We start from the raw sequence: 23,304 nt of genomic DNA on the forward strand, positions 1-23,304 counted from the left end.
CTACGTCCTGCCCAAGAACGACCGGCCCTTCCCCGCCGGACACACCGAGCTGTACTCCACCACCCTCGGCTGGCGCATGGTCAACCCGAAGATGGCCCCCCAGTGGACCATCCCGCTCGGCGAGTCCGCCGAACTCATCGCCGACAAACACAAGATCAGCCGCGAGCAGCAGGACGAATACGCCCTCGGCAGCCACCGCAAGGCCGCGGGCGCCCAGCAGGAGGGCCTGTTCGACCGCGAGATCACCCCGGTGCCGATCCCCCAGCGCAAGGGCGACCCGGTGCTCTTCGCCGCCGACGAATCCGTCCGCCCCGACACCTCCCCCACCGCCATGGCCAGGCTCAAACCGTCCTTCCGCACCACCGACGGCACCGTGACGGCCGGGAACGCCTCCCCCCTCAACGACGGCGCCGCCGCCCTGCTCCTGACCGACGAGGAAGGCCTCAAGGCCACCGGCCGTGAACCTCTCGCCCGCATCCGAGCCACCGGTGTCTCCGCGACCGACCCCCAGTACTTCGGCCTCGCCCCCGTCGAAGCCGTCAACCGCGCCCTGGCCAAGGCGGGCAAGACCTTCGCCGATCTCGATGTGCTCGAGCTGAACGAGGCCTTCGCCGCCCAGGTCCTCGGCTGTCTCGCCGAATGGCCCGAGTTCGACCCCCAGGTCCTCAACCCGCAGGGCGGCGCGATCGCCCTCGGTCACCCCCTCGGCGCCTCCGGCGCCCGCCTCGCCGGCACCGTCGCCCACCAACTCGCCCGCAAGGGCACCGGCACCGGCATCGCCACCCTCTGCATCGGCGTCGGCCAGGGCCTCGCCCTCGTCCTCGAACGATAGGAAGTCGACCATGGCCCTCACTCAGTCGGACATCGACGTCGAGATCAAGGATCTCCAGGACGCGTACGACAAGGCGGTCGCCGGCGGAGCGCCGGTTCGAAACCACCCGTCGCGCGACTACCCCCCGTACCGCAGCTCCCTGCTGCGCCACCCCGTGCAGCCGCTGGTCGCCGTCGACGGTGACCCGGAGACGGTCGAGCTGTCGGGTCCGGTGTTCGGCGTCACCGACATCACCGAGCACGACAGCGACCTGACCATCCAGCACCGGGGCGAGCCGATCGGCGAACGCATGACCGTCTCGGGCCGGCTGCTCGACCGCGAGGGGCGTCCCGTGCGCGGTCAGCTCATCGAGATCTGGCAGGCCAACGCCGCCGGTCGTTACGCCCATCTGCGCGAGCAGCACCCGGCGCCGCTGGACCCCCACTTCACCGGTGTCGGACGGACCCTGACGGATGATCAGGGACGGTACAGGTTCACCACGATCAAGCCGGGCCCCTACCCGTGGGGCAACCACACGAACGCGTGGCGGCCCGCGCACATCCACTTCTCGGTCTTCGGTACGGCGTTCACCCAGCGGCTGATCACCCAGATGTACTTCCCGAGCGACCCGCTGTTCCGCTACGACCCGATCCTGCAGTCCGTGACGGACCAGGCGGCCCGGGACCGTCTGATCGCCACCTACCGGCACGATCTCTCCCAGCCCGAGTTCTCCATGGGTTACGAGTGGGACATCGTCCTCGACGGTCCCTCCGCCACCTGGATCGAGGACGGCCGTTGACCATGACCGAGCGGTTGCTCCCCACCCCGTCCCACACCATCGGCCCCTTCTACGGCTACGCGCTGCCCTTTCCCGACGGAGGTCAGGTCGCGCCGCAGGGCCACCCCGAGGCGATCACCCTGCACGGGTACGTGCGCGACGGCGCGGGCGAGGTGATCCCGGACGCCCTGCTGGACTTCTGGCAGGCGGCTCCCGACGGCTCCCTCAAGGGTGCCCCCGGTTCGATGCGGCGCGACCCGTCGACGGGCGGCTTCCTCGGCCGGCGCGGCGTCGACTTCACGGGCTTCGGCCGGGTCGCCACGGACGCCGACGGTCGGTACGCGCTGCACACCCTGCCGCCGGGCAACGCCGGGCTTCCGTACATCAGCGTGTGTGTGTTCGCGCGCGGTCTGGTGCACCACCTCTTCACCCGCGCGTACCTCGCCGACGGCGCCGACCCGCTGCTCGACTCGCTCCCTGCCGACCGGCGCGCCACGCTGATCGCGACCGAGGGCGCGAACCGGACGTACCGTTTCGACATCCGCCTTCAGGGCGAAGGCGAAACGGTCTTCCTGGAGTTCCAGTGACTGCTGCCGGCCCCGTCCGTTCCGAGTCCGATGCCGATATCGGGCTGCTCGCCCCCGGGTGGGCGGGCTCCCCGGCGGCGTCCGCGACCTCGGACGGCGCGCTTCTGGGGGCGCTCCTCGACGCGGAGGCGGCACTGACCCGCGCGCAGGCGGGACTCGGGCTCGCGCCGGACGCGGCGGCGTCGGCGGTGTCCGCCGTGGCCGCGGCGGACCTCGACGTCAGGTCGATCGCGCTGCGCGCCCGAGGCGGCGGCAATCCGGTGATTGCGCTGGTCGCGGATCTGACAGCGGCGGTCGGCAAGGAGTACGGGCCCTACGTCCACCGCGGCGCGACCAGCCAGGACATCCTGGACACGGCGCTGATGCTGGTCGCCCGTCGCACACTGGACCTGGTCCTGGCGGATCTCGAGCGGACGGCGCGGGCCCTGGCCCGACTCGCCGCCGCGCACCGGGACACGGTGATGCCGGGGCGGACCCTCACACAGCACGCCGTACCGACGACCTTCGGGCTGAAGGCGGCGGGGTGGCGGTCGCTGGCGCTGGACGCGCGGGACCGGCTCACGGGTGTCCGGCTTCCCGCCCAACTGGGCGGAGCCGCAGGGACGTTGGCCGCCTTCACGGCCTTCGGCGCCGAGGATCCGGGCGCGCTGGTGGCGGCGTACGCCGGTGAACTCGGGCTCGCGGAACCGGCGTTGCCCTGGCACACCCTGCGGACACCGATCGCCGACCTGGCCGGCGGCCTGGCCTTGACGGCCGGGGCCCTCGGCAAGATGGCGGCCGATGTGCTGACCCTCTCCCGCACGGAGGTCGCCGAGGTCGCGGAGGGGAGCGGTGGCGGATCGTCCGCGATGCCGCACAAGGCCAACCCGGTGGCGGCCACCGTGATCGCCGCCTCCGCGCGCCGCGCGCCGGGGCTCGCCGCCACGCTCTACGGGTCGATGGTCGCCGAGGACGAGCGGCCGGCCGGTGCCTGGCACGCCGAGTGGGAGCCGTTGCGCGAACTGCTGAGGCTGGTCGCAGGCGCCGCCCGCAACGCCGCCGAGCTGGTCGAGGGGCTTCGGGTGAACGCGGGCGCCATGCGCGATCACCTCGCTCTCACCCATGGGTTGATCGTCTCCGAGCGCCTGGCCGTCGAACTCGCTACGGTGCTCGGGCGGGCCCGCGCCAAGGAGCTGCTGACCCGGGCCGCCGGGCGGGCCGTCGCCGAGAGACGGCCCCTCGTGGACGTACTCGGCGAGGAGCCGGAGCTCAAGGAGCTCGACCTCGCGGAACTCACCGACCCCACCCGCTACACGGGCTCCGCGAAAGCCCTCATCGACCGTGCTCTGGAGCGAACGTGAACCGCACCCTGCTCAACCACCGCGCCGAGGGCCCCGAGACCGCTCCCCCCTTGCTCCTAGGCCCCTCGCTCGGCACCTCCCATGCCCTGTGGGACAAGGTCGCGCCCGAGCTGTCCGTCACCCACCGGGTGGTTCGCTGGGATCTTCCGGGACACGGAGAGTCGGCACCGGACCTGATCGGGCCGGGGGCCACCGTCGGCGACCTCGCCGCCCTGGTCCTCGCCCTCGCCGACTCGCTCGGCATCGAACGCTTCGCCTACGCGGGCGTCTCGCTCGGCGGCGCGGTCGGTCTGCACCTCGCCGTTCACCACCCGGAGCGTGTGTCGTCCCTCGCCGTCATCTGCTCCTCGGCGCACTTCAACGGCTCCAAGCCGTGGGAGGAGCGTGCGGAGCTGGTACGCGGGGAGGGGCTGGCCGCGCTCGCCACGAACGCGAACTCCCGTTGGTTCACGCCCGGTTTCACCGTGCCGCGGTTGATCGAGGACCACCGGAACGCGGACCCGGAGGCGTACGCCGCCTGTTGTGACGCGCTGGCCGCCTTCGACCTGCGCGACCGGCTCCCCGACATCTCCGTGCCCACCCTGCTGATCGCGGGCCGCCAGGACCCGGCGACGCCGCCCGCCCATCTGCGGGAGATCGCCGACGCGGTGGCGAGCGCCACGCTCGTCGAGCTCCAGGGAGCCTCGCACCTGGCGCCCGCGCAGTGTCCGGTGGCGGTCCTGACGGCGCTGCGGGCCCACTTCGACGGGGGTGCCGTGCGGGGCATGGAGGTGCGGCGTGAGGTACTGGGTGACGCCCATGTGGACCGGGCACAGGCCCGGCAGACCCCCTTCACCGCCCGCTTCCAGGACTTCATCTCGCGCTACGCCTGGGGCGAGATCTGGACCGACCCGACGCTCTCGCGCCGCGAACGCAGCATGATCACCCTGACGGCGCTGGTCGCACACGGTCACTACGACGAGCTGGCCATGCACGTCCGGGCGGCACGCCGCAACGGGCTCACCCCGGAGGAGATCGGCGCCGTACTGCTGCAGACGGCCGTGTACTGCGGTGTCCCGGCGGCGAACTCGGCGTTCGCGACGGCTCAGCGGGTGCTCGCCGAGGAGGAGGGCGACGACAGCACAGGGTGACCCTGCCCGTCCGCTCCGGACACCTCGTCCTCGCGCCCGGCCCGGCGGCTACCTCAGCCCTCTCCCTGTCGACAGGACCTCCTCCGCCCTCGCCACCAGCCCGTCCGCCCCGCACGAGCGCGCCAGCGTCAGGCCCTTGCCGAGCTCCGAGACCGAGCGCGCCGCGATGCCGTACTCGACGCGGGCCGCCGCGTGTTCGTACTGGCAGGGCGAGGCCTCCAGGTAGGTGACGGCCTGGGCGGCCAGGCGGACCGCACGCTGGCCCGATTCGAGGGCCGCCGCGCAGCGCAGTGCCTCACCGATCGCGGTGTCCGTGCCGAAGCGCTCGGCCTGGCGGCGGGCGTCGGTGGCCAGTACGGCGGCGCGGGCCGGGTCGTCCGAGGCGAGCGCGCGAGCGAGGTCGAGCGCCCAGGGCGCCATCACCGTGTTGTGGTGGCCGCGCGCGGCGGCGGCCTTCTCGGCAGCCTCGAGTTCGTTGATGCCGTCCTTGACACGGCCGACGGCGAGCAGCAGCCGTCCGCGTACGGAACGGGTGTCGGGCAGCACGATGGTGGACGGGTACGGCGGTGCGAAGCCGTACTGCTCGGCGATCGCCCAGGCCTCCTGGACGTCGCCGCGGGCGAGCAGGGTGTCGACGAGGCCGCAGGTGGCGGACCAGTACAGGGGCAGCCCGCGTCCGACCCGCTCGGCGATGCGCAGCGACTCGCGCAGGGTGGTCTCGGCGTCCCTGAGGCGGCCCCGCCTGCGGTAGGCGAGACCGAGGAAGGCGTGCGCCAGGGCGAGGTGGCCGCCGCTCCATCCGGCGCTCGTGTAGGAGCGCAGCGCCTCGGAGAAGAGGCTCTCAGCCCGGTCGAGCCGGTCCGCATAGGCGTACGAACTGCCCAGCATCATGAGGAGTTCGATGCCCCACTCGGTGTCGGTCCAGCCGAGTCCGGGCGCGAGGCGGCCGTTGACGAGGGCGCGGTCGCAGAGTTCCACGACCTCCTCCGCGCTCTCGCCGCGGGTCATCGCGTCGAAACCGCGCAGTATCAGCAGGGCGCGCTCGGAGTTGTCGCGTCCGCTGCAGGTCTCGACGAGTTCGGCGAGGTTTCGTGAGCGTCCCGGAACGTGGTCCTCGCCCGCGTGGATGCCCTCCCACATGTAGTGGACGGCCTGAAGCCGCATCCGGGCGGGGCCCACGTCGAGCCGGGCGGCCTCCGCGTCGACCGTGCGGACGGCCTCGTCCAGCTGGTCGTTGTGAACCAGGGCCTGGGAGAGGCGGAAGACGGCGTCCACCCGCAGATCGCCGTCGAGGCCGGACTGGTCGAGCGCGGTGCGCAGATGGCTGATCGTGGTGGCGGGAGCGGTCAGGAGGGTGGCACAGCCCAGTTCGTAGAGCACGCGCGCCTGGACCTCCGGAAGCGGGGGTTCCGCCAGGGCGCGCTCCAGGCAGCGCCTGGCCGCGTCGGGCGCGCCGACGGCGAGGTGTTCGCGGGCGGCCTCGCGCATCTGCTCGACGAGTTCGGGGTCGTCGTCCGGGTGTACTTCGAGGAGGTGGCGGGAGGCGGCAGCGGATCCGCGGCCCGATTCGGTGACCGCCCAGGCGGCCTGGCCGTGCATCGCGGTGCGCAGCGCGTCGGGGATCGAGCGGTAGACGGCGCTGGCGATGAGGGGATGTACGAACTCCAGGTCACCGCCGGTCAGTTCGCGGCTCACGGGTTCGGTCGGGGTGAGGATGCGGGCCGCGCCGAGCAGTTCGGCGCAGCGCACGGCCTCGTCGCGCTGCATCCCGGCGAGCTGGGCGGCGAGGTCGAGAGAGATCCCGGTGCCGAGGATCGCCGCCGCCCAGGCGAAGCGGGTGGCATCGATGCCGAGTCCTTCGAGGCGGGCGACGAGTCCGCGACCGCGTGCCGAGCGGTTCAGGGCGCGCAGTTCGGCGGCCGAGGCCTCGACCGGTTCCAGCTCGCTGTCCTGCACCTTGGCGAGCAGTTCGACGGTCTCGTACGGGTTGCCGCCGGTGACCGCCCACACCTCGCGGCAGAACGGGGCGTCCGCGTGCTCTCCGAGCGTGGCGCGGGTCAGTCCGGCGGTGGCGTCGGGTGTCAGCGCGCTGAGCGTGAGGATCGGTCGGGCCGCGGCGGCGACGGCCTCCAGCTGGCGGGCCCGCTCACCGCTGACGTCACCCGGCCTGCGGGCGACCACGACGAGGACGGGCAGGTCGTCGAGGCGCTCGGCGAACGCGACCAGCCACTGCAGGGTCTCCTGGTCGGCCCAGTGCGCGTCGTCGAGGATCAGGACCAGGGGCCACTCGCGCTTGGCCAGCCGCCTGACCGCCGCGACCAGTCCGTCGCACACGCCCTGCGGGTCGGCCTGGCGCTCGCCCGGTTCGGCGATGCCGAGCGCGGGTCCGGCGATGTCGTACCAGTCGCCCAGGTATTCGCGGGCCTCTTCGGGCATCAGCGAGACGATGGCGGGCTGGAGGAGTTGCCGTATGACGTTGAAGGGAACGGAGGTGACGGTCTCGCCGCCGCGGGCCGACCACACCGTGCAGCCGTGGGCTTCCGCGATCCGGCGCGCCTCGGCGAGCAGCGCGGTCTTGCCGATGCCCGCCTCGCCACTGAACACCAGCAGACTGCCGGAGGACGAGGCGTCCGCGCGCAGGGTCTTGACGGCCTCGACCACGTCGGCGATCTCCGCCTCGCGCTCCCACAGGGAGGACGAGGCGGCCGGTCCCGGCCGTGCCTCCGTCATGCCGCTACCTCCCCAGGTCGCCCGTACGACGTACAGACATCGAGCCTAGCCGTCCGGAAGCCGATGTGGAGGTGGGTCGGTGCACCTGTTGCCGAGACGGGTAACGGGAGGTGTCCGCAGGCGACGCGGTGGGGCGCCGACCAGCCGTGGTGAAAGTTATCGACAGTCAAAAGACCTGAAAATGGCGCTGCTTTTCCAAGGAACAGCGAGGAGGAGGGACCCATGAGTGGCCCCCGCGTGCACGACTCCGTCCCGCACACCACCGGTCCCCCGCGCGAACGGCACGGGGCCCTGCTGGCGGGCTCGGTCGGCAACTTCGTCGAGTGGTACGAGTTCGGGGTCTACGGCTACTTCGCGACCGTCATCGCGGCCCGGTTCTTCACCCCGGAGGGCGGCAGCGAGACCGAGGGGCTGGTGAGGACCTACGCGTCCTTCGCGCTGGCGTTCTTCTTCCGGCCGGTCGGCGCGGCGCTGTTCGGACGGCTCGGCGACCGGATCGGGCGCCGCCCGGTCCTGATCATGGTGGTCGCGTTGATGACGGGCGCCACGACGCTCATCGGCGTGCTGCCGGCCTACGCCACGGTCGGTGCCCTCGCGCCGTGGCTGCTGACCTTCCTCCGGGTGGTCCAAGGGCTGTCCGCCGGCGGGGAGTTCGGCGGCGCGGTCTCGATCATGACGGAGTTCGCGCCGCCGGGCAGACGAGGGCTGTACGGGTCGTGGCAGTCGTTCACGGTGGCTCTGGGGCTGCTCGGTGGTGCGGGTGTGGCGACGCTGCTGGCGACGGTGCTGACCGAGGGGCAGTTGAGCGACTGGGGCTGGCGGCTGCCGTTCCTGCTGACGCTTCCGCTGGGGCTGGTCGCGCTCCGGCTGCGGCTGCGACTGGAGGAGACGCCCGCCTTCCGGCACGAGAGGAGACGGGAGCGCCCGCCCGGGCACGAGGTCGCGCGGACCGTCGCCCTCGGAGCGGGACGCGTGATGGGCTGGTCGGCGGCCGGATACACGTTCCTGGTCGTGCTCCCCTCATACCTCCAGAACACCCTCCACACCGGCTTCCGGCAGGCGCTGCTCGCCACGGTCCTCGCCAACCTCGGCTTCGCGGCCACGATCGTCCCGGCGGGTCTGCTCAGCGACCGGATCGGGCGGCGCCCCGTGCTGCTCACCGGCGCCGGCCTGGTCGTGGTCCTTTCCGTCCCGCTGATCGACCTCCTTCAGGACACGGGGACTTCGCACGCCGTGAAGGGTCTCGCCGTGTGCGGGGCGGGTGCCGTCGTCGGGTTGATGGCGGGACCCGGACCCGCCATGCTCTCCGAGATGTTCCCCACGAGCGTCCGCCACACCGGCCTGGGACTCGCCTACGCCCTGTCCAATGCCGTGTTCTCGGGCTGCGCGGGCCTCATCATCACCGAGATGATGAAGCGGACCGGAAGCGTGGACATCCCCGCGTACTACGCGGCGGCGACGTGCGCCGTCAGTGCGCTCGCCCTGGCCACGCTCCCCGACAACCGAGGGAGTTGAGCAGGTGCGGGTGATCGGCCTGATGTCCGGGACGTCGTACGACGCGATCGACGCGGCGGCGGCCGAGCTGACCCTCGAAGGTGAGGACCTCACTCTGCGGCCGCTCGGGATGGTGGGTGAGGCGTACGACGGCGCGCTGCGCGAGGCGCTCGCGGCGGCGCTGCCCCCGGCGGCCACCACGCTGGCCGAGGTGTGCCGCCTGGACACCCTGATCGGGCAGGCGTTCGCCGCGGCGGCGGTCCGGGCCGACCGCGAACTGTGCGGCGGCGATGCCGAGTTGGTCGCCTCGCACGGGCAGACCGTCTACCACTGGGTCGAGGACGGCCGGGCGCACGGCACGCTCCAGCTCGGTCAGCCCGCCTGGATCGCCGAGGCGACCGGGCTGCCGGTGGTCTCCGACTTCCGCCCCCGGGACATCGCCGCCGGCGGCCAGGGCGCGCCCCTGGTGAGCCTGGTCGACCTGCTGTGGCTGCGCGGCAGGGCGGGGACTCCGGTGGCGCTGAACCTCGGCGGCATCGCCAACCTCACCGCGCCGGACGGCACCGCCTTCGACTCCGGGCCCGGGTGCGCCCTCGTCGACGTGGCCGTGCAAGGGTTGACCGGGGGACGTCTGCACTACGACGTGGACGGCGCCCTCGCCGCCCGCGGCACCGTGGACGAACCGTTGCTGGACCGGCTGCTCGCGGAGCCGTACTACGCGCTGCCCGCGCCCAAGACCACCGGCAAGGAGCTCTTCCACCTCGGCCATCTGCGCGACGCGCTGACCGGGTTCGGCACCCTCACCGCCGAGGACGTCATCGCCACCCTCACCCGGCTCACCGCCCGTACGGTCGCCGACGCGGTGCGCTCGGTAGGTGCCACGGAGGTGATCGCGTCCGGTGGCGGCACCCGCAATCCGGCGCTGATGGCGATGCTGGGCGCGGAGCTGCCGGGAGTGCCCGTACGCACGTCCGACGCTCTGGGTCTGCCGGCGGCGGCCAAGGAGGCGTACGCCTTCGCCGTGCTGGGTTTCCTGACCCTGCACGGGCTCACGGGCACCGATCCGGTGAGCACCGGGGCCCGGCATCCGAGTGTGCTCGGCTCGATCACGCCGGGGCGCGGCGGGCTGCGGCTGCCGCCGAGGGCGGGAGCGGCGCCGGTGCGACTGGTCCTGGCATGAAACCCACTGGTCGTAGCCTGACACCCGCTGGTCTTGACGAGGCACTCGTTGGTCTTGACGAGGCACCCGGCGGCGCTTGCGAGGCGTTCTTGAAACGAATCTTCCGGATCCCTCTCATCCGCCTTTCACCCACGGCTCATACGGTGGGTCCATGACGCAGGTGACTCCTCCCGGCTGGTATCCCGACCCGGGGCAGACAAGTGACAGTCCCGCCACCGAACGCTGGTGGGACGGCAAGACATGGACGGACCAGACCCGCCCCGTCGGGTCCGCCGCCGCATGGGGTCCCCCGACGCACCCGCCGGCCGCCGGACCGTATCCGGCGCCCGCTCCGGGCGCCCCGCGGCGCGGACTGCGTACCGGCATAGCCGTCGCCGCGGCGATCGCGGTCCTCGCGGGCATCGGGGGCGGCGTGTACGCCCTGACCAAGAGCGACGGCAACGGTGGGAACAGCGCCACTTCCCCGGACTCCGGCGGACAGAACGGCGGCCAGGGCGGATTCGGCGGCCAGGGCGGCGGCAACGGGGGCCTCGAGGGCGGACCGGGCGGCGGCTCCGGAGGCTCGGGCGGTTCCGGGGGCCAGACCCCGGCACCGGGCCAGTCCGGGCAGCCGCAGCTCGAGGACGGCTACGCCACCGACCTGATCAGCGGCATCAGCGTGCCGGTGCCCGACAACTGGACCGGCGGCAGCACCACGACGGGTGCCGTGCTGTCGACGAAGGACACCTACAAGTGCCCCGGCGACACCGCGCAGGAGTGCCAGCGGGGCGGCGCGTACTCGGCAACCGCCGCAGCGCAGAAACTGAAGTCCACCACGGCGGAGGCGGCGGCCAAGGAGGACATCTCCAAGAACGCCACCGAGTCGTACGGCAAGGGCTACGGCACGATCACCTCGCACACGGAGCTCGCCTCCAAGGCGGTCACCGTGGCCGGCGAGAAGGGCTACCTCGTCCGCTGGAAGGTCGTCACCAGCAAGGGTGACGACGGTTACGTCGAGTCGCTCGTCTTCCCGTCCCCCGCCGACTCCAAGTCACTGATCGTCGTCCGCTTCGGCATCGACGTCAGCTCCAAGGCGCCCAAGGAGTCCGTCATCGATGACATCACCAAGGGCATCAAGGTGGCGTCGGGAGTCAGCGGCAACGGGCAGAACGTGTAGCCCGTAAGACCGTGTAGCCCGTAAAACCGTCCCCCGGACATGGATCGGCCGGGTGGGGTGCCCCTCCGCTCAAGAGGAACCCCACCCGGCCGGGGGTGCGCGCCGCCCCCGTCCCCACGGTGCGGCGCGTGCAGGCCGACGTCCGGTCATCCCGCGGACGGCGACCTGGGTCTCAGGTCAGGCCGAGCGCCGGAATCACGACAGCCTCGACGAATTGTGTGAGATACGCCGCATCGGCGTTCCGCCCTTCCAGCACGGGACGAACCCGCACCACACCGAAGAGCTGCGCCGGGATGAACTCCAGCGCCGGGTGGTCCGCGGCGACCTCGCCGCGGGCGACCCCGCGGGCGAGGATCTCCTTGACCGCGCCGATCTCGGGCTCGACCAGCGCGTCGCGCAACGCCTCCTGCAGTTCCTTGTCCTGGAACACGGCGTGGCCCAGCGCCTGGTGCAGCTGGCTGTCGCGGCCCGACCAGTTCCCCGCGGCCTGCGCCATCGCGCGCAGGTCCCCGGCGAGCGTGCCGGTGTCGATGCCCGAGAAGCGCGGACAGCTGTTGGCCCGCAGGGCCGCAGCCACGAACTGCGGCTTCGTCTTCCACTGGCGATACAGCGTGGACTTGCTGCACCGGGTGCTCGCGGCCACGCCCTCCATGGTGAGCGAGTCATAGCCGCACTCGCGGATCTGCTCGAGCACGGCGTCGTAGAACTCCTGCTCACGCTCGGGCGTGATCTTGGAGCGGCGCGAGGCGACGACCGTCTCCGGTCCGTCCGCGGCCTGCGACGTCATGGCTCATCTCCTCGCTCATGTGGGTGGCTCGCCTGGTGTTCCGCTTCACACAGTGTATATCGATACGCCACTGTACCGGTACGCGTCCGTATCGGTACAGTGGCGTATCGGAACACCTTCGTATCGGTACACTTCCGTATCGATGAGCCTTGGACAGGACCCACTCCGCTGTCGAGTGAATCTCGAGTGATCGAGTGGATGCTGTCCTGGGCTCACCGCGCACCACCCCAAGCAACACCGTCAGCAAAGGGGCCGGGGGATGGAATCCCGAACCGAGCCTGCGGAAGCAGAACCAGAGCCGGCCGCGGCGATACGGCGGCCGTCGCCGCACGACACCGCGGCACGGCCGCCTCTCGTACGTGAGCTCCTGCTCGTCGTAGGACTCTTCCTCGTCTACAAGGTCGGCAGGCAGCTGGCCGACGGCCACACCGCCGAGGCCTTCCGCAACGCGAACCGCGTGTGGGACTGGGAGCGGACGCTCCACCTGCCGGGCGAAGGCTCCGTACAGGGCGCGCTGCTGCACAGCGACACCCTGGTGCACCTCGCGAACACCTACTACGCGACCGTGCACTTCCCGGCCACCGTGGCCTTCCTGGTCTGGATGTACCTGCGGCGCCCGGTCCACTACGTGTGGGCCCGCCGGGTCCTGGCCGTGGTCACCGCCGCCGCCCTGGCGCTGCACCTCACCTTCCCGCTCGCCCCGCCCCGGCTGCTGACCGCGGCGGGTCTGGTGGACACCGGACAGGTGTACGGGCCCACCGTCTACGGGGCGCACCCGGCGACCGACGAGATGGCGAACCAGTTCGCGGCGATGCCCTCGCTGCACTTCGGCTGGGCCCTGATGGTGGCGATCGGCCTGATCGCCGCGACCCGCTCCCGCCTGCGCTGGCTGTGGCTGCTGCATCCGCTGCTCACCCTGCTCGTGATCGTCGGTACGGCGAACCACTACTGGCTCGACGCGATCGTGGCGACCGCGCTGCTCGGCATCGCGCTGGCCGTGATCCGTCTGCCGCGCGGAGCCGCGGCGACCGAGGCGCACGGCCTTGCCGCCGATGACGAGGCATCTGACGAAGCCGACGGCGGAGCCGGGAATTCCGGCGGGGCCGGCGGTGCTGGCGAAAAGGAATCCGTACCGGAGCTCGTGGGGGCAAGACGATGAACGCCACACTCGCCGCCGTGGTCCTCTCGCTCTTCTCGGCCGTGGCGTACGCCGCCGCGGCCGTGGCCCAGGAGCGGCTGGCCTCCCGGACGACCGACTCGGGCATGCTGCGGCTCCTGGGCAGCGGGGCCTGGTGGTGGACCGTCGTACTGAACGCCTCCGCCGCGCTGCTGCACGTCGCCGCGCTGAAGTACGGCACGCTCACGCTCGTACAGCCGCTCGGCGCGCTCACCCTGGTGGCCGCGGTACCGCTCGGCGCACGGGTCGCCGGACGGCGGGTCAGCCCGGTCGAGTGGCGCGGTACCGCGCTCACCCTGATCGGACTGTCCGCGCTGCTGGTCACGGCGTCCGGGCCCGCGCCCGACGACGTTCTGAGCGTGCCGCAGGCGCTGGGCGTGGCCGCCGCGACGGCCGCCCTGATCGGCATCCTGTCGCGGCCCGGCACCCGGCCGGGGCTGCGGCACGCGACCGCCTCCGGGTTCGCCTCGGGTGTCGCCTCCGCTCTCACGCAGACGGTGACCGTGGCCGTGACGGACCGCTCCGGACCACTGCTCAGCGCCCAGGTGATCGTGGTGGCCCTGCTCGTCGCCGTCTTCGCGGCGGGCGGACTGCTCCTGTCACAGATCGCCTACCGGGGTGGTCTCGGCGCCCCGCTCGCCGTCGTGACGCTCGCCAACCCGGTCGCCGCCGCGGCGATAGGCCTCTTCCTGCTCGGGGAGCAGTTGCAGGGCGGCCCGGCCGGCCTGCTGCTGGCGACCCTGGGCGCGGGCGTGGCGGCGTGGGGTGTGGTGACGCTGTCCCGCTCGGTGCCGGAGCCGGCGCGGCCCGAACCTCTGGTGGACGCCGGGGACGAGCACCCCGTCGCCGCGGTGCTGGCGCTGGAGCCCGGATCGGCGGCGTACGAACCCTCGATGCTGCCGAAACAGCCCGGCTCGGGTCAGCTGACGCCCCTGTAGGGCTCCCGCAGGGCTCTGGGAAGGCTCCAGGAGCACGTACGACAAGAAGGGTGGCCGCGGAGAGTTCCGCGGCCACCCTTCTTGTCGTGTGCTGGTTCAGCCCAGCCCGCGGGCGTCCTGCTTGAGCGCCGTGTCGACGGTGAGCGCCGTCGCGATGACGAGGCTCAGCAGGGGCTCGGGAAGCTGGTAGTGGATCTGGAGGACGTAGTTGTCCGCCGTGGTGAACATCGTCTTGGCGAGGCCTTCCCAGGTCTTGGTGATCCGGGCGACCTCGTTGTCCGTGTGGTCGACGATGGCGAAGTTCCAGGCGCGCCAGTTCTCCGCCTTGATCGCGCCGACCTGCTGGCCGTTGACGTTGATCGCGAAGTTGATCTTCCCGATCATGTTCTGCTGCACGATCTCGCCGACGGGCTGTCCGTCCGGACGCTCCACGACCACCCGCGACTTGATGAACTTCGCGGGACGCGTGAGCCGCAGCACCGGCTGCCCGTGGGCGTCACGGATCTCCAGCTTGTGCGTCATGTACTGGTCGAGGCTGGAGACGAAGCGGATTGCCTTCTTCAGACCGCTCTGACCGACCTCGACGACCGCGCCGAGCTGGTTGCCCTGCTGGTCCATGACCTTGTACTCGTTGGTCAGCTCGATCAGCTTGGCCTTCTGGTTCACCACCAGGACCGGCTCGGTGAACAGCGTGCCACCCCCGGCGCCGCCGCCCGCGACACCCGCCTGCCGCTGCACCTGCTGCTGCACGCGAGGGTCGGGACCGGCCGCCGGCTGTCCGTACGGCTGCTGGGCCTGCTGCGGAACCGTCGGCCCCGCCGGGGCCGCCTGGTCCACATTGGTGTGCTCGGTCCACTGCGAGCCGTCCCAGTAACGCAACGTCTGGGGCGCCCCGTGCGGATCCGGGTACCAGCCTGCAGGAGTGTTCGAATGCGTGGTCACCGGGGCACACTACCGTGAGCCGGCCGGAAATTGACCAGAGCCGAGATATCCATCAGAAGGTGACGATCGCCGGGTCGCTCACACCCGCGTGACCGTTCTCGACATGTCCGGCGAACCGCCTCAGGAACCCCGCGTCCGCCGTGGACACGACGGTCAGGTCGTACCAGCGCCGGCTCGCCCGCAGGTCCACCGTGTGCCGCACGGTCGCGCCCGCCCGCACCTTGAACGAACTCGGCCGCCCTCCGTAGCCGCCTGTGAGCTTGAGCTCGACCGTGCCGGAGCCCTTGTTGGTGAAGGTCAGCTCCACGTTCTCGCCGACGTGGCGCGCGGTGACCTCGGGTCCCGCGGTCTTGCCGGGGCCCTTGAAGACGCGCAGGAAGCCGTTGGGACCGTGCACCGTCAGGTCGTACGAGCCGCCGGAGTACGCCGAGTTCCAGGTGTCGGAGACGGTCTTGCCGGCCTCGGTGGTGTACGTCCAGGGGCCGTCGGTGCGGTTGCCGGAGGTGACGAAGAAGGCGGCGCCGGCCTTGGCACCCGAACCGAAGGCGAGCGTGAACTTCCCGGCCGCCGTGTCCGCCGAACCGTCCACGAGGGGCGCGTACTTGAGCGGGCGGGCCGGGCGCGAGCCACGCTCCTGCCGGGGCAGCACGGGGTTCGCGGGCGGGGTCGGCACATAGTCGGGGTGCCGGTCGTGGTCCGGCGGCTGGTAACCGTCGGTGTCCGGCAGCGCGACCGGCTTGGTGTCCTTGCACGAGAAGTCGAAGGCGGCGGTGAGGTCGCCGCTGATCGCGCGCCGCCAGGGCGAGATGTTCGGCTCGTGCACGCCGAAGCGGCGCTCCATGAACCGGATGATCGAGGTGTGGTCGAGGGTCTCGGAGCAGACGAAACCGCCCTTGCTCCAGGGCGAGACGACGAGCATCGGCACCCGCTGGCCGAGTCCGTACGGTCCGGCGGCACGGCCGGCGTCTCCCTTGTAGAGGTCCGGGCCGACGTCGACCGTGGACTTGCCCTGCGCGTCCGACTGGGGCGGGAACGGCGGCACGAGGTGGTCGAAGAAGCCGTCGTTCTCGTCGTAGGTGATGAACAGGGCCGTCTTCGCCCACACCTCGGGGTTGGAGGTCAGCGCGTCCAGGACCTGGGAGATGTACCAAGCACCATAGTTGGCAGGCCAGTTGGGGTGCTCGGTGAAGGCCTCGGGCGCGACGATCCACGAGACCTTGGGCAGCTTCTTACCCTTGACGTCGGCCTTCAGCTGGTCGAAGAAGCCCTCGCCCTTGCGGGCGTCGGTGCCGGTGCGGGCCTTGTCGTAGAGCGCGTCACCGGGCTTGGCGTTGCGATACTGGTTGAAGTACAGCAGCGAGTTGTCACCGTAGTTGCCGCGGTAGGCGTCCGGGATCCAGCCCCAGGAGCCGTTCGCGTCGAGGCCGTCACCGACGTCCTGGTAGATCTTCCAGGAGACCCCGGCGGCCTCCAGCCGCTCCGGGTACGTCGTCCAGTCGTAGCCCACCTCGTCGTTGCCGAGGACCGGGCCGCCGCCCTTGCCGTCGTTGCCCGTGTACCCCGTCCACATGTAGTAGCGGTTCGGGTCCGTGGAGCCGATGAACGAGCAGTGGTACGCGTCGCAGATGGTGAACGCGTCGGCGAGCGCGTAGTGGAACGGTATGTCCTCGCGCGTCAGGTACGCCATCGTCGTCGACGACTTGGCGGGCACCCACTTGTCGTACTTGCCCGCGTTGAACGCGGTGTGCCCGTCGCTCCAGCCGTGCGGGAGGTCCTGGATGAACTGCAGGCCCAGGTTGTCGGCGGCGGGCCGGAAGGGCAGCACCTCCTTGGTGCCGTCCGACTGGTGCCAGACCGACTTGCCGCTGGGCAGCGTGGACGGGCGGGGGTCACCGAAACCGCGGACGCCTCTGAGCGAGCCGAAGTAGTGGTCGAAGGACCGGTTCTCCTGCATCAGCACGACGATGTGCTCGACGTCGTCGATCGTGCCGGACCCATGGTGCGCGGGCAGGGCGGCGGCGCGCTCGATGCTGTTCGACAGCGCGGTGAACGCCGCGGTACCACCGGCGAGTTGGAGGAAGCGGCGTCGGTTCACTTGAGGCATGACTGGGTGACCTCTTGTCCTGACGTGGTGCTGTGGATGGGACCTGCGCGGGGGGAGTGTTCCAAGAGGAACGAATGTCGGGGAAGACCCCGTGGCGCCGGTGTGACGCACAGGGGTCTGCGATGCGAACACCAGCGCGCGTGCCGTCCGCGCCGATGCGCGGTCTCAGACGCCCTTGCGGAGCAGGGCGGCCCGGGTCACGGATTCAGACGCCCTTGCGGAGCAGGGCGGTGATCTCCAGGCCGGTTTCCCGGTCCAGCCTGCCCGGGCAGTCCACGCCCAGCGCGAGGGCCAGGTCACGGCCGTGGAGGTCCACCGCGGACTCGACCAGCTCGGCGAAGGCGTCCATCGCCGACCGGCCCCGGCGCGCCCCGAGCATCGCCAGGCCCAGCGCGATCAGGGCGGACGGCCACCACCAGACGGCGACCAGCAGGTACGGCGGGCTCCAGGCGGCGAGGCGGACGGCGTCGTCGTAGACCTCCCGCGCGGTGCGCAGTTCGGTGCGGGTGTCGGCGGACAGGACGAGCCAGAGCCGGGACCAGGCGGAGTCGAGGTCGAGCCGGTAGGCCTGGTGGACGCGCAGGTCGAGGGCGCGGACGCGATCGCCGGTCCAGCAGGGGTGGGCGGGCTCCACCAGGGAGATCCGGTTGCGCACCGCGGCCAGTCGCGCGAGCTCTCGGAGCGTGCCGGGGTCGAGGGGCGGCCCCTGTGCGACGGCTCGCGCGTCCACCCGCGCGTAGGCGTCCTCGGCCGCCCGCCACCTCCCTCGCCGACGCTCGGTCAGCCGCCCGCCGAGCGGCCGTGCCGGTGCGGGCCAGTCCCCCGTCCAGAGCCGCTCCACCGCCCCGCCGAGCGCCTGGGCGAGGAGGCCGAGCCCGGCCGAGGCGATCACCGTCGCGGACGCCGCCAGCACCACACCGCCGGTCGACCGGCTCGCCGGATGCCCGGCCAGGTCGTCGAGCGCGCGGGTGACCCGGCCGACGTCGTACCAGTGCGCCTGGCCCAGCAGCCGCCCCGCCCCGGCGACCGCGAGGAACAGCAGCCCCGAGGGGACGAGGTGGGTGAGCCAGCGCGCGGCCAGGTTCTTGCCCAACTCGGCGAGCACGGCGTTCATGACAACCTGCGGCGGCGCATCGGCTCGCCGTACAGACGGCAGGTCTCCGGCACCGGTTGGTTCCGGGCCGGGGTCCGGCGGTCGCAGCGGTCCCCCGGGCAGACGTACGCCTCCACCACCGGGTGCCCTTCCACGGCCGCCGGAAGCCCGCCGATGCCCGCGCCCCGGGTGAACGCGCGCAACCCGGCCGCCACCCCGCAGCGGCGCAGGAGCCGGTGGAGCGCGGCCTGTGGACCCGCCGGGTCGCCGTTCCCCCGCAGCGCCCCGAGGATCTCCTCCAGCTCCGGCCGGCGCTCGGCCGGCACCAAGCCCCTGATCTCGTCCAGCCGGGCGCAGACGACCGACCGCACCGCCCTCGACTCGCCGTCCCCGTCCCCGTCGCCGGTGCGGATTTCCGCCATCCTTGCAACCTCCTTACATGGCAACCGAGTTGAGAGGATACTGGGCGATCACCGACGGTCACGGGGGGTGATGCCGATGTTCTGGCGTCGACGCACGCGGGCACGGAGAGCGGAGCAGGACGGATCGGACGGACCGCGGTTCACGTTCAAGGTGATGCCCTCGGAGGCCGAGCTGCGCCGGGCGGCCGAGACGGGCTCCCCGCAGGCCCTGAACCAGTACGGCATCAAGCTGCGGCTCGACGGGCGCCTCGATGAGGCCGTCGAAGTACTCACCGGGGCGGCGGAACAGGGCAGCCAGGACGCCACCGCCAATCTCGCCCTGACCCTGCTCTCGCTGGGGCGCGACGACGAGGCCGCCGCATGGTTCGACCGGAACGGGCCGTTGGGCGAAGCGATGGCCCGACGCATCCGCGAAAAGCGCGACGAGCGTGACGCTCCGGGCTCCCCTGGGCAGCACGGTTCCTGATGTCCGCCCCGTACGACCTGTTCGGCGCACCCGGGTACGAGCAGTTGCTCGCGGTGCTCGGCGCCGCCGAGGACTCGCACACCCGGTACGAGCGCACCGGCCGGCTCCCGGACCTGGAACGGTCCCTGGTCCTCTTCGACGCCGTGCTCGACAGGACGCAGAACATCGACCTCCGCGGCGCCGCCATGAACGGGGTCGGCACGGTCCTGTGGTCCCGCTACGAACGGTTCGGCGAACCGGCCGACCTGGACGGGGCCATCACCCTGTTCCGCGAGGCCCTGGCCCCGTACGGGGCGGAGGTCACCGTCGCCACGCCCTCCTATTGGACGAACCTCTCCGGCGCGCTGCGGCTGCGGTGGCTGCGTACGCACGACGCCCGGGACCTGACCGCCTCCGTCGACGCGATCCGGACAGCCCTCGACTCGACCCCGGTGCGACGCTCCAACCGTCTGAACAGCCTGGGCGACGCGCTGCTGAGCCTCCATCACCTGCACGGCGACTCCGCCGCGCTCGCGGAGGCCGTCGAAACCTTCCGGGCGGCGGTGGCCTGCGCCGAGCCGGGCACGGAGGAGCAGACCTGGGCCCGCTCCAACCTCGCCGAGGCGCTGCGTCTGCATCACCACCAGTCCCCCGACGGCGCCCCGGAGGCGCTCGACGAGGCGGCTCTGCTGGCGCGGGCGGTCCTCGCCGCAGTCCCGCGGCGCCATCGGCTGTATCCGCGGTTCCTGTCGAACCTCGCCTCGATCCTGGCCGAGCGCCATCAGGCCCGGGCGGACCCCGCCGACCTGCGCGAGGCCGCCAGGGCCGCCCGCCGGGCGGTCGCCGCGACCCCGGCGGGCCATCCCAACCTGGTGCAGCGCAACGCGGTGCTGGCGACCGTACGGCGTCTGGAACTGATCGGCGCGGCAGATGTCGCCGCGCCCGCACCCGGGGTCGTCGACGGTGGCGGCGGACGCCGTTCGACGCGCCGCGAACGGCGGGCCTTACGCGCATGGGTCCGGGCCACCGCCGAGGCGTACGCCACGACCCCCGAAGGGCACGCGCTGCGCGGGCTCGCCCTGCTGAACCACGGTTCCGCCCTGGGCATGCGGGCGGTGACCGAGGGCGATCCGCAGGCCCGTGCGGCGGCGATCGACCTGTACCGGAAGGCCGCGTCCGACCCGACCATGGACGTCAGCGTCCGGGTGGGCTGCGCACACCTGTGGGCGCTGAGCGTCATCGGCGGCGGCGAGAGCGGCTCGCCCGACGACCACGCCGCGGCCATGGAACCGTTCCGGCTCGCGGTCGAACTGCTGCCGCGCACGGCGTCGTACCGCATCGGACGCATGGACCGCGCACGCCAGTTGGGCAAGTTCGCGGGTCTCGCGCAGGACGCGGCGGCCTGCGCGCTGGAGCTGGCCGACCCCGAACTCGCGCTGCGGCTCCTGGAGCAGGGCCGTGGCGTGCTGCTCGCCCAAGCCCTCGGCGCCCGCACGGACACCACGGACCTGCTGAGCCGTCTGCCGGACGAACTCGCCGCCGAGTACGCCCGGTTGATCCCCCAGCTGGACCGCCCCGAAGCCGCCTCCTTCATCTCGTCCGGGCCGGCCGGGACCGGCCCCGGCCACCCGGCCCCTGGCACCCCACTCGCGGGCGAGGACCGGCACGCCCTCGCCGAACGATGGGACCGGCTCGTGGCGGCGATCCGACGCGAGCCGGGCTTCGGGGACTTCCTACGGCTCCCCCGCACCGCCGAGATGCTCGCCGGACTCGGTGACGAGGGCCCGGTGGTGATGGTCAACATCAGCCCGCTGCGCTGCGACGCGCTCGTCCTGCGCGAGGGACGGGTGCGGTGCGTACCGCTGACGGCGCTCAGCCATGCGGAGGTGGTCCGCCGGGCCGACGCCTTCCTCGTCGCCGTCCGTACGGCGGGCGACGCCGGCCGGCCGTTGTCCCGCCAGCGCGACGCCCAGTCCGAGATCCGGGAGGCGCTCGCCTGGCTGTGGACGGCGGTGGCCGAACCGGTCCTGGACGCGCTCGGGCGCCACGCCGACGACGGGCCCGGCGGGGAGTCCCCGGGACGGATGTGGTGGATCCCCACCGGCCCCCTGACCGCCCTGCCCCTGCACGCGGCCGGGCGCCACGAGAACGACCGGGACAACCTGCTCGACCGTGCCGTCAGCTCGTACGCCCCGACCGTCAACAGTCTCGTCCACGCCCGGCGCCGCCAGAGCGCACGACAGGACCGGCGGCCGACCGCCCCCACGGCCCCCCTGGTGGTCGCCGTGCCGGCGCCGCCGGGCGCGGGGCTCGTGCCACTGGAGGGCGCGCGGGCGGAGGCCGCCCTGCTGGCCGCGCGACCGGGCGCCCGTCTGCTCCTGGACGAGCAGGCGCTACGCCGGACCGTGCTCGACGCACTCCCCCACCACCCCTGGGTGCACTTCGCCTGCCACGCCGTCGCCGCCGACGACGGGGTCGCGACCGGCCAGGTCCTGCTGCACGACCACGACACGGCCCCGCTCACCCTCACCGACATCGCCCGGCTCCGGCTCCCGGCCGCGGAGCTGGCGTACCTCTCGGCGTGCGAGACCACTCGCGGCCGCGGCGAGTACGCCGACGAGGCGCTGCACATCACCGGCGCCTTCCACATGGCCGGCTTCACCCACGTCATCGGCACCCTCTGGGGCGTCGACGACGACACCTCCCGAGAACTGGCCGACCACTTCTACTCGGCCTTCGCGCCCCGACACCCCTTCCCCGGCCGGACGGCACGCGCCCTGCACACCGCGGTACGCGCCCTCCGCGACGCCGACGAGGGCTACCGCCTGAACCCGAGCCTGTGGGCGCCGTACATCCATGTGGGGCCGTAGGCGTATCGGCCTGAAGCACGCGGGAGGATTCTCCGTGGCCGAAGGTGCGGCCGGGCTCCCCGAGCGATGTCGTACTCACACGCCCGCCCGGTACTGGTCGTACTCACGCGCCCGCCCGGTACCGGAGGTCGGGCACGCGCCGCTCCTCCTGGTGCGTGCCGGGGCGCCCGGCGGCCGTCCATGCGGCGTACTCCTGGCGCACATAGGGCCGACGGCCGGGGTCGACCGTGATCGCGTCGGGGTGGTGCGGGCCGGCCACCAGGCCGGGATGGCGGCGGTCGTACAGCAAGAGCTGTTCGGCGGTCTGTGCGGCGGCGCCGTCCGGGCCGGGGCCCGGGCCGTCCAGGGCCATCCGGTCCATGAGAGCAGCCCTGCGCAGCAGCCAGGCGCGTTCGGCGGCCGTCGCGTCGACCGGCGGGCCGGTGACGGTCCGGACGCGGCGGCCGTCGCGTTCGGCTCCGAGGGCAAGCACTCGGTGCATCTCGCGGCGCAGGTCGGGGGCGTTCGCGTACGCCACGTGCGGAGGCGGCGCGTCGATGGCCTCGGCGGTATTCGGGGTGACCCTCATGCTCACACCTCCGCCGTTACACCGAGGCCGCAGCGTTTGCAGAGCACCGTGTCATGGTCGGGGTCGCCGTGGTCGAGGACCGACAGGTTCGCCGGGGAGGGCACGAGCACCTGCGCCGGGCCCGGGCAGCGGTCGATGGGGCACGGCTTGTGGGTAGCGAAGGCCCGGTCGGTAGAGGCATCGGGGGATCCGGGGCCGGTCATGCCGAGCACCTCAGACAGGCGCGGACCTCGCGGCCGTCGCCCGTCTGGTGGACCTCGGTGGACTGTGCGAGGTGCCGGACGATGCCGGTGCCGCGGCCGTGTTCGTCCGGGGCGATGTCGGGGCGAAGGTGCTCCACGACCATTCCGGAGTCACTGACCACTATGTGCAGGGTGCCGTGCTCGAGGACGAGCAGCAGGGTCATGCGCTCGCGTCCGTACTGGGCGGCGTTGGCGGCGAGTTCGTCGACGATGAGAACGGCGGAGTCCCGTTCGCTCGCGGGAACACTCCAGGTCTCCAGCAGATCGGCCGCGAAGTGACGAACGGCGGAGACGTGCGCCTCCTGCGCGGGCAGGGTGAGCAGCGCCTGGTGACTGCAGTGCCGGGTGAGCAGCGAGCTCGGACGGGGGGAATCGGTGACAAACATGGTCATCTGGCTCTTCCGTGGATGTGCGGAGACCGGAAAGTGGAGGACCGCCAAGGACTTCGGGGGGGCGGTCGGTGGGCCGGATCCTGTAGGGGAGCGCTCATTCAGTTCCACGGGCGGCACA

At 72.2% G+C, this 23,304-nt stretch carries 21 protein-coding genes; 12 read left to right on the forward strand and 9 right to left on the reverse strand.

The window, feature by feature from the left end:
* The 5 genes from ACZ7M2_RS12765 to pcaDC form a co-directional block, all read left to right on the forward strand.
* Positions 1–832, forward strand: an 832-nt coding sequence (locus tag ACZ7M2_RS12765) for a thiolase family protein (protein ID WP_471595245.1), incomplete at its 5' end; no start/stop codon positions are given.
* Between the two features lie 10 nt (positions 833–842).
* On the forward strand, positions 843–1,610 hold the full coding sequence (pcaH, locus tag ACZ7M2_RS12770; protein WP_471595246.1) for a protocatechuate 3,4-dioxygenase subunit beta: 768 nt from the start codon (positions 843–845) through the stop codon (positions 1,608–1,610).
* A 2-nt stretch (positions 1,611–1,612) separates the two neighbouring features.
* On the forward strand, positions 1,613–2,176 hold the full coding sequence (pcaG, locus tag ACZ7M2_RS12775; RefSeq protein WP_352047694.1) for a protocatechuate 3,4-dioxygenase subunit alpha: 564 nt from the start codon (positions 1,613–1,615) through the stop codon (positions 2,174–2,176).
* Positions 2,173–3,516 carry a 3-carboxy-cis,cis-muconate cycloisomerase gene (gene pcaB, locus ACZ7M2_RS12780; RefSeq protein WP_471595247.1) on the forward strand — a complete coding sequence of 448 codons (1,344 nt, stop codon included), beginning with the start codon at positions 2,173–2,175 and terminating at the stop codon, positions 3,514–3,516. The genes pcaG and pcaB overlap by 4 nt, the downstream gene beginning before the upstream one ends.
* A complete protein-coding gene (gene pcaDC / locus ACZ7M2_RS12785) occupies positions 3,513–4,646 on the forward strand; it encodes a bifunctional 3-oxoadipate enol-lactonase/4-carboxymuconolactone decarboxylase PcaDC (RefSeq protein ID WP_471595248.1) in 1,134 nt (377 codons plus the stop codon). Before pcaB ends, pcaDC begins: the two co-directional genes overlap by 4 nt.
* 48 nt (positions 4,647–4,694) lie before the next feature.
* On the opposite strand, the gene ACZ7M2_RS12790 is transcribed toward pcaDC, so the two are convergent.
* Positions 4,695–7,376 carry an ATP-binding protein gene (locus ACZ7M2_RS12790; RefSeq protein ID WP_471595249.1) on the reverse strand — a complete coding sequence of 894 codons (2,682 nt, stop codon included), beginning with the start codon at positions 7,374–7,376 and terminating at the stop codon, positions 4,695–4,697.
* A 222-nt stretch (positions 7,377–7,598) separates the two neighbouring features.
* Here ACZ7M2_RS12790 and ACZ7M2_RS12795 point away from each other — a divergent pair, with 222 nt between their 5' ends.
* The 3 genes from ACZ7M2_RS12795 (at position 7,599) to ACZ7M2_RS12805 (ending at position 11,206) form a co-directional block, all read left to right on the forward strand.
* Positions 7,599–8,891 carry an MFS transporter gene (locus tag ACZ7M2_RS12795; RefSeq protein ID WP_471595250.1) on the forward strand — a complete coding sequence of 431 codons (1,293 nt, stop codon included), beginning with the start codon at positions 7,599–7,601 and terminating at the stop codon, positions 8,889–8,891.
* Positions 8,892–8,895: 4 nt separating this feature from the next.
* Complete coding sequence (locus ACZ7M2_RS12800; protein WP_471595251.1) at positions 8,896–10,050, forward strand: anhydro-N-acetylmuramic acid kinase; 1,155 nt, start codon at positions 8,896–8,898, stop codon at positions 10,048–10,050.
* A gap of 151 nt (positions 10,051–10,201) precedes the next feature.
* Positions 10,202–11,206, forward strand: coding sequence for a DUF2510 domain-containing protein (locus ACZ7M2_RS12805; protein WP_471595252.1), 1,005 nt, complete (start codon positions 10,202–10,204; stop codon positions 11,204–11,206).
* Positions 11,207–11,378: 172 nt separating this feature from the next.
* On the opposite strand, the gene ACZ7M2_RS12810 is transcribed toward ACZ7M2_RS12805, so the two are convergent.
* Positions 11,379–11,993, reverse strand: a complete 615-nt coding sequence (locus tag ACZ7M2_RS12810) for a TetR/AcrR family transcriptional regulator (RefSeq protein WP_054236092.1) — start codon at positions 11,991–11,993, stop codon at positions 11,379–11,381.
* Positions 11,994–12,252: 259 nt separating this feature from the next.
* Between ACZ7M2_RS12810 and ACZ7M2_RS12815 the strand changes: the two genes are divergently transcribed.
* Both ACZ7M2_RS12815 and ACZ7M2_RS12820 read left to right on the forward strand, forming a co-directional pair.
* Positions 12,253–13,152 (forward strand): phosphatase PAP2 family protein, encoded by a 900-nt coding sequence (locus ACZ7M2_RS12815; protein ID WP_471595253.1) that lies wholly within the window; start codon positions 12,253–12,255, stop codon positions 13,150–13,152.
* On the forward strand, positions 13,149–14,108 hold the full coding sequence (locus ACZ7M2_RS12820; RefSeq protein ID WP_471595254.1) for a DMT family transporter: 960 nt from the start codon (positions 13,149–13,151) through the stop codon (positions 14,106–14,108). Before ACZ7M2_RS12815 ends, ACZ7M2_RS12820 begins: the two co-directional genes overlap by 4 nt.
* Before the next feature lie 96 nt (positions 14,109–14,204).
* Here the strand turns inward: ACZ7M2_RS12820 and ACZ7M2_RS12825 are convergent, their stop codons facing one another.
* From ACZ7M2_RS12825 to ACZ7M2_RS12840, 4 genes are all read right to left on the reverse strand, one after another.
* Positions 14,205–15,050, reverse strand: coding sequence for an LURP-one-related family protein (locus ACZ7M2_RS12825; RefSeq protein ID WP_471595255.1), 846 nt, complete (start codon positions 15,048–15,050; stop codon positions 14,205–14,207).
* A 52-nt stretch (positions 15,051–15,102) separates the two neighbouring features.
* Complete coding sequence (locus tag ACZ7M2_RS12830; protein ID WP_471595256.1) at positions 15,103–17,154, reverse strand: phosphocholine-specific phospholipase C; 2,052 nt, start codon at positions 17,152–17,154, stop codon at positions 15,103–15,105.
* A 205-nt stretch (positions 17,155–17,359) separates the two neighbouring features.
* Entirely contained in the window at positions 17,360–18,268 is a 909-nt protein-coding gene (locus ACZ7M2_RS12835; protein ID WP_471595257.1) for a hypothetical protein, read from the reverse strand.
* Positions 18,265–18,669 (reverse strand): hypothetical protein, encoded by a 405-nt coding sequence (locus tag ACZ7M2_RS12840; RefSeq protein WP_471595258.1) that lies wholly within the window; start codon positions 18,667–18,669, stop codon positions 18,265–18,267. The genes ACZ7M2_RS12835 and ACZ7M2_RS12840 overlap by 4 nt, the downstream gene beginning before the upstream one ends.
* 154 nt (positions 18,670–18,823) lie before the next feature.
* Between ACZ7M2_RS12840 and ACZ7M2_RS12845 the strand changes: the two genes are divergently transcribed.
* Together ACZ7M2_RS12845 and ACZ7M2_RS12850 are read left to right on the forward strand one after the other, a co-directional pair.
* Positions 18,824–19,135, forward strand: coding sequence for a hypothetical protein (locus tag ACZ7M2_RS12845; RefSeq protein ID WP_471595259.1), 312 nt, complete (start codon positions 18,824–18,826; stop codon positions 19,133–19,135).
* Positions 19,135–21,984 carry a CHAT domain-containing protein gene (locus ACZ7M2_RS12850; protein WP_471595260.1) on the forward strand — a complete coding sequence of 950 codons (2,850 nt, stop codon included), beginning with the start codon at positions 19,135–19,137 and terminating at the stop codon, positions 21,982–21,984. The genes ACZ7M2_RS12845 and ACZ7M2_RS12850 overlap by 1 nt, the downstream gene beginning before the upstream one ends.
* Before the next feature lie 103 nt (positions 21,985–22,087).
* Here ACZ7M2_RS12850 and ACZ7M2_RS12855 read toward each other — a convergent pair whose 3' ends face one another.
* The 3 genes from ACZ7M2_RS12855 to ACZ7M2_RS12865 are packed head-to-tail and all read right to left on the reverse strand — an operon-like array spanning position 22,088 to position 23,186.
* On the reverse strand, positions 22,088–22,552 hold the full coding sequence (locus ACZ7M2_RS12855; RefSeq protein ID WP_471595261.1) for a hypothetical protein: 465 nt from the start codon (positions 22,550–22,552) through the stop codon (positions 22,088–22,090).
* A 2-nt stretch (positions 22,553–22,554) separates the two neighbouring features.
* Positions 22,555–22,755 (reverse strand): hypothetical protein, encoded by a 201-nt coding sequence (locus ACZ7M2_RS12860; protein WP_355590628.1) that lies wholly within the window; start codon positions 22,753–22,755, stop codon positions 22,555–22,557.
* Positions 22,752–23,186: an ATP-binding protein gene (locus tag ACZ7M2_RS12865; protein WP_328510979.1), complete on the reverse strand. Its 435-nt coding sequence runs from the start codon at positions 23,184–23,186 to the stop codon at positions 22,752–22,754. The genes ACZ7M2_RS12860 and ACZ7M2_RS12865 overlap by 4 nt, the downstream gene beginning before the upstream one ends.
* Positions 23,187–23,304: the final 118 nt, after the last annotated feature.

The organism is Streptomyces sp. NPDC111507, assembly GCF_055638955.1.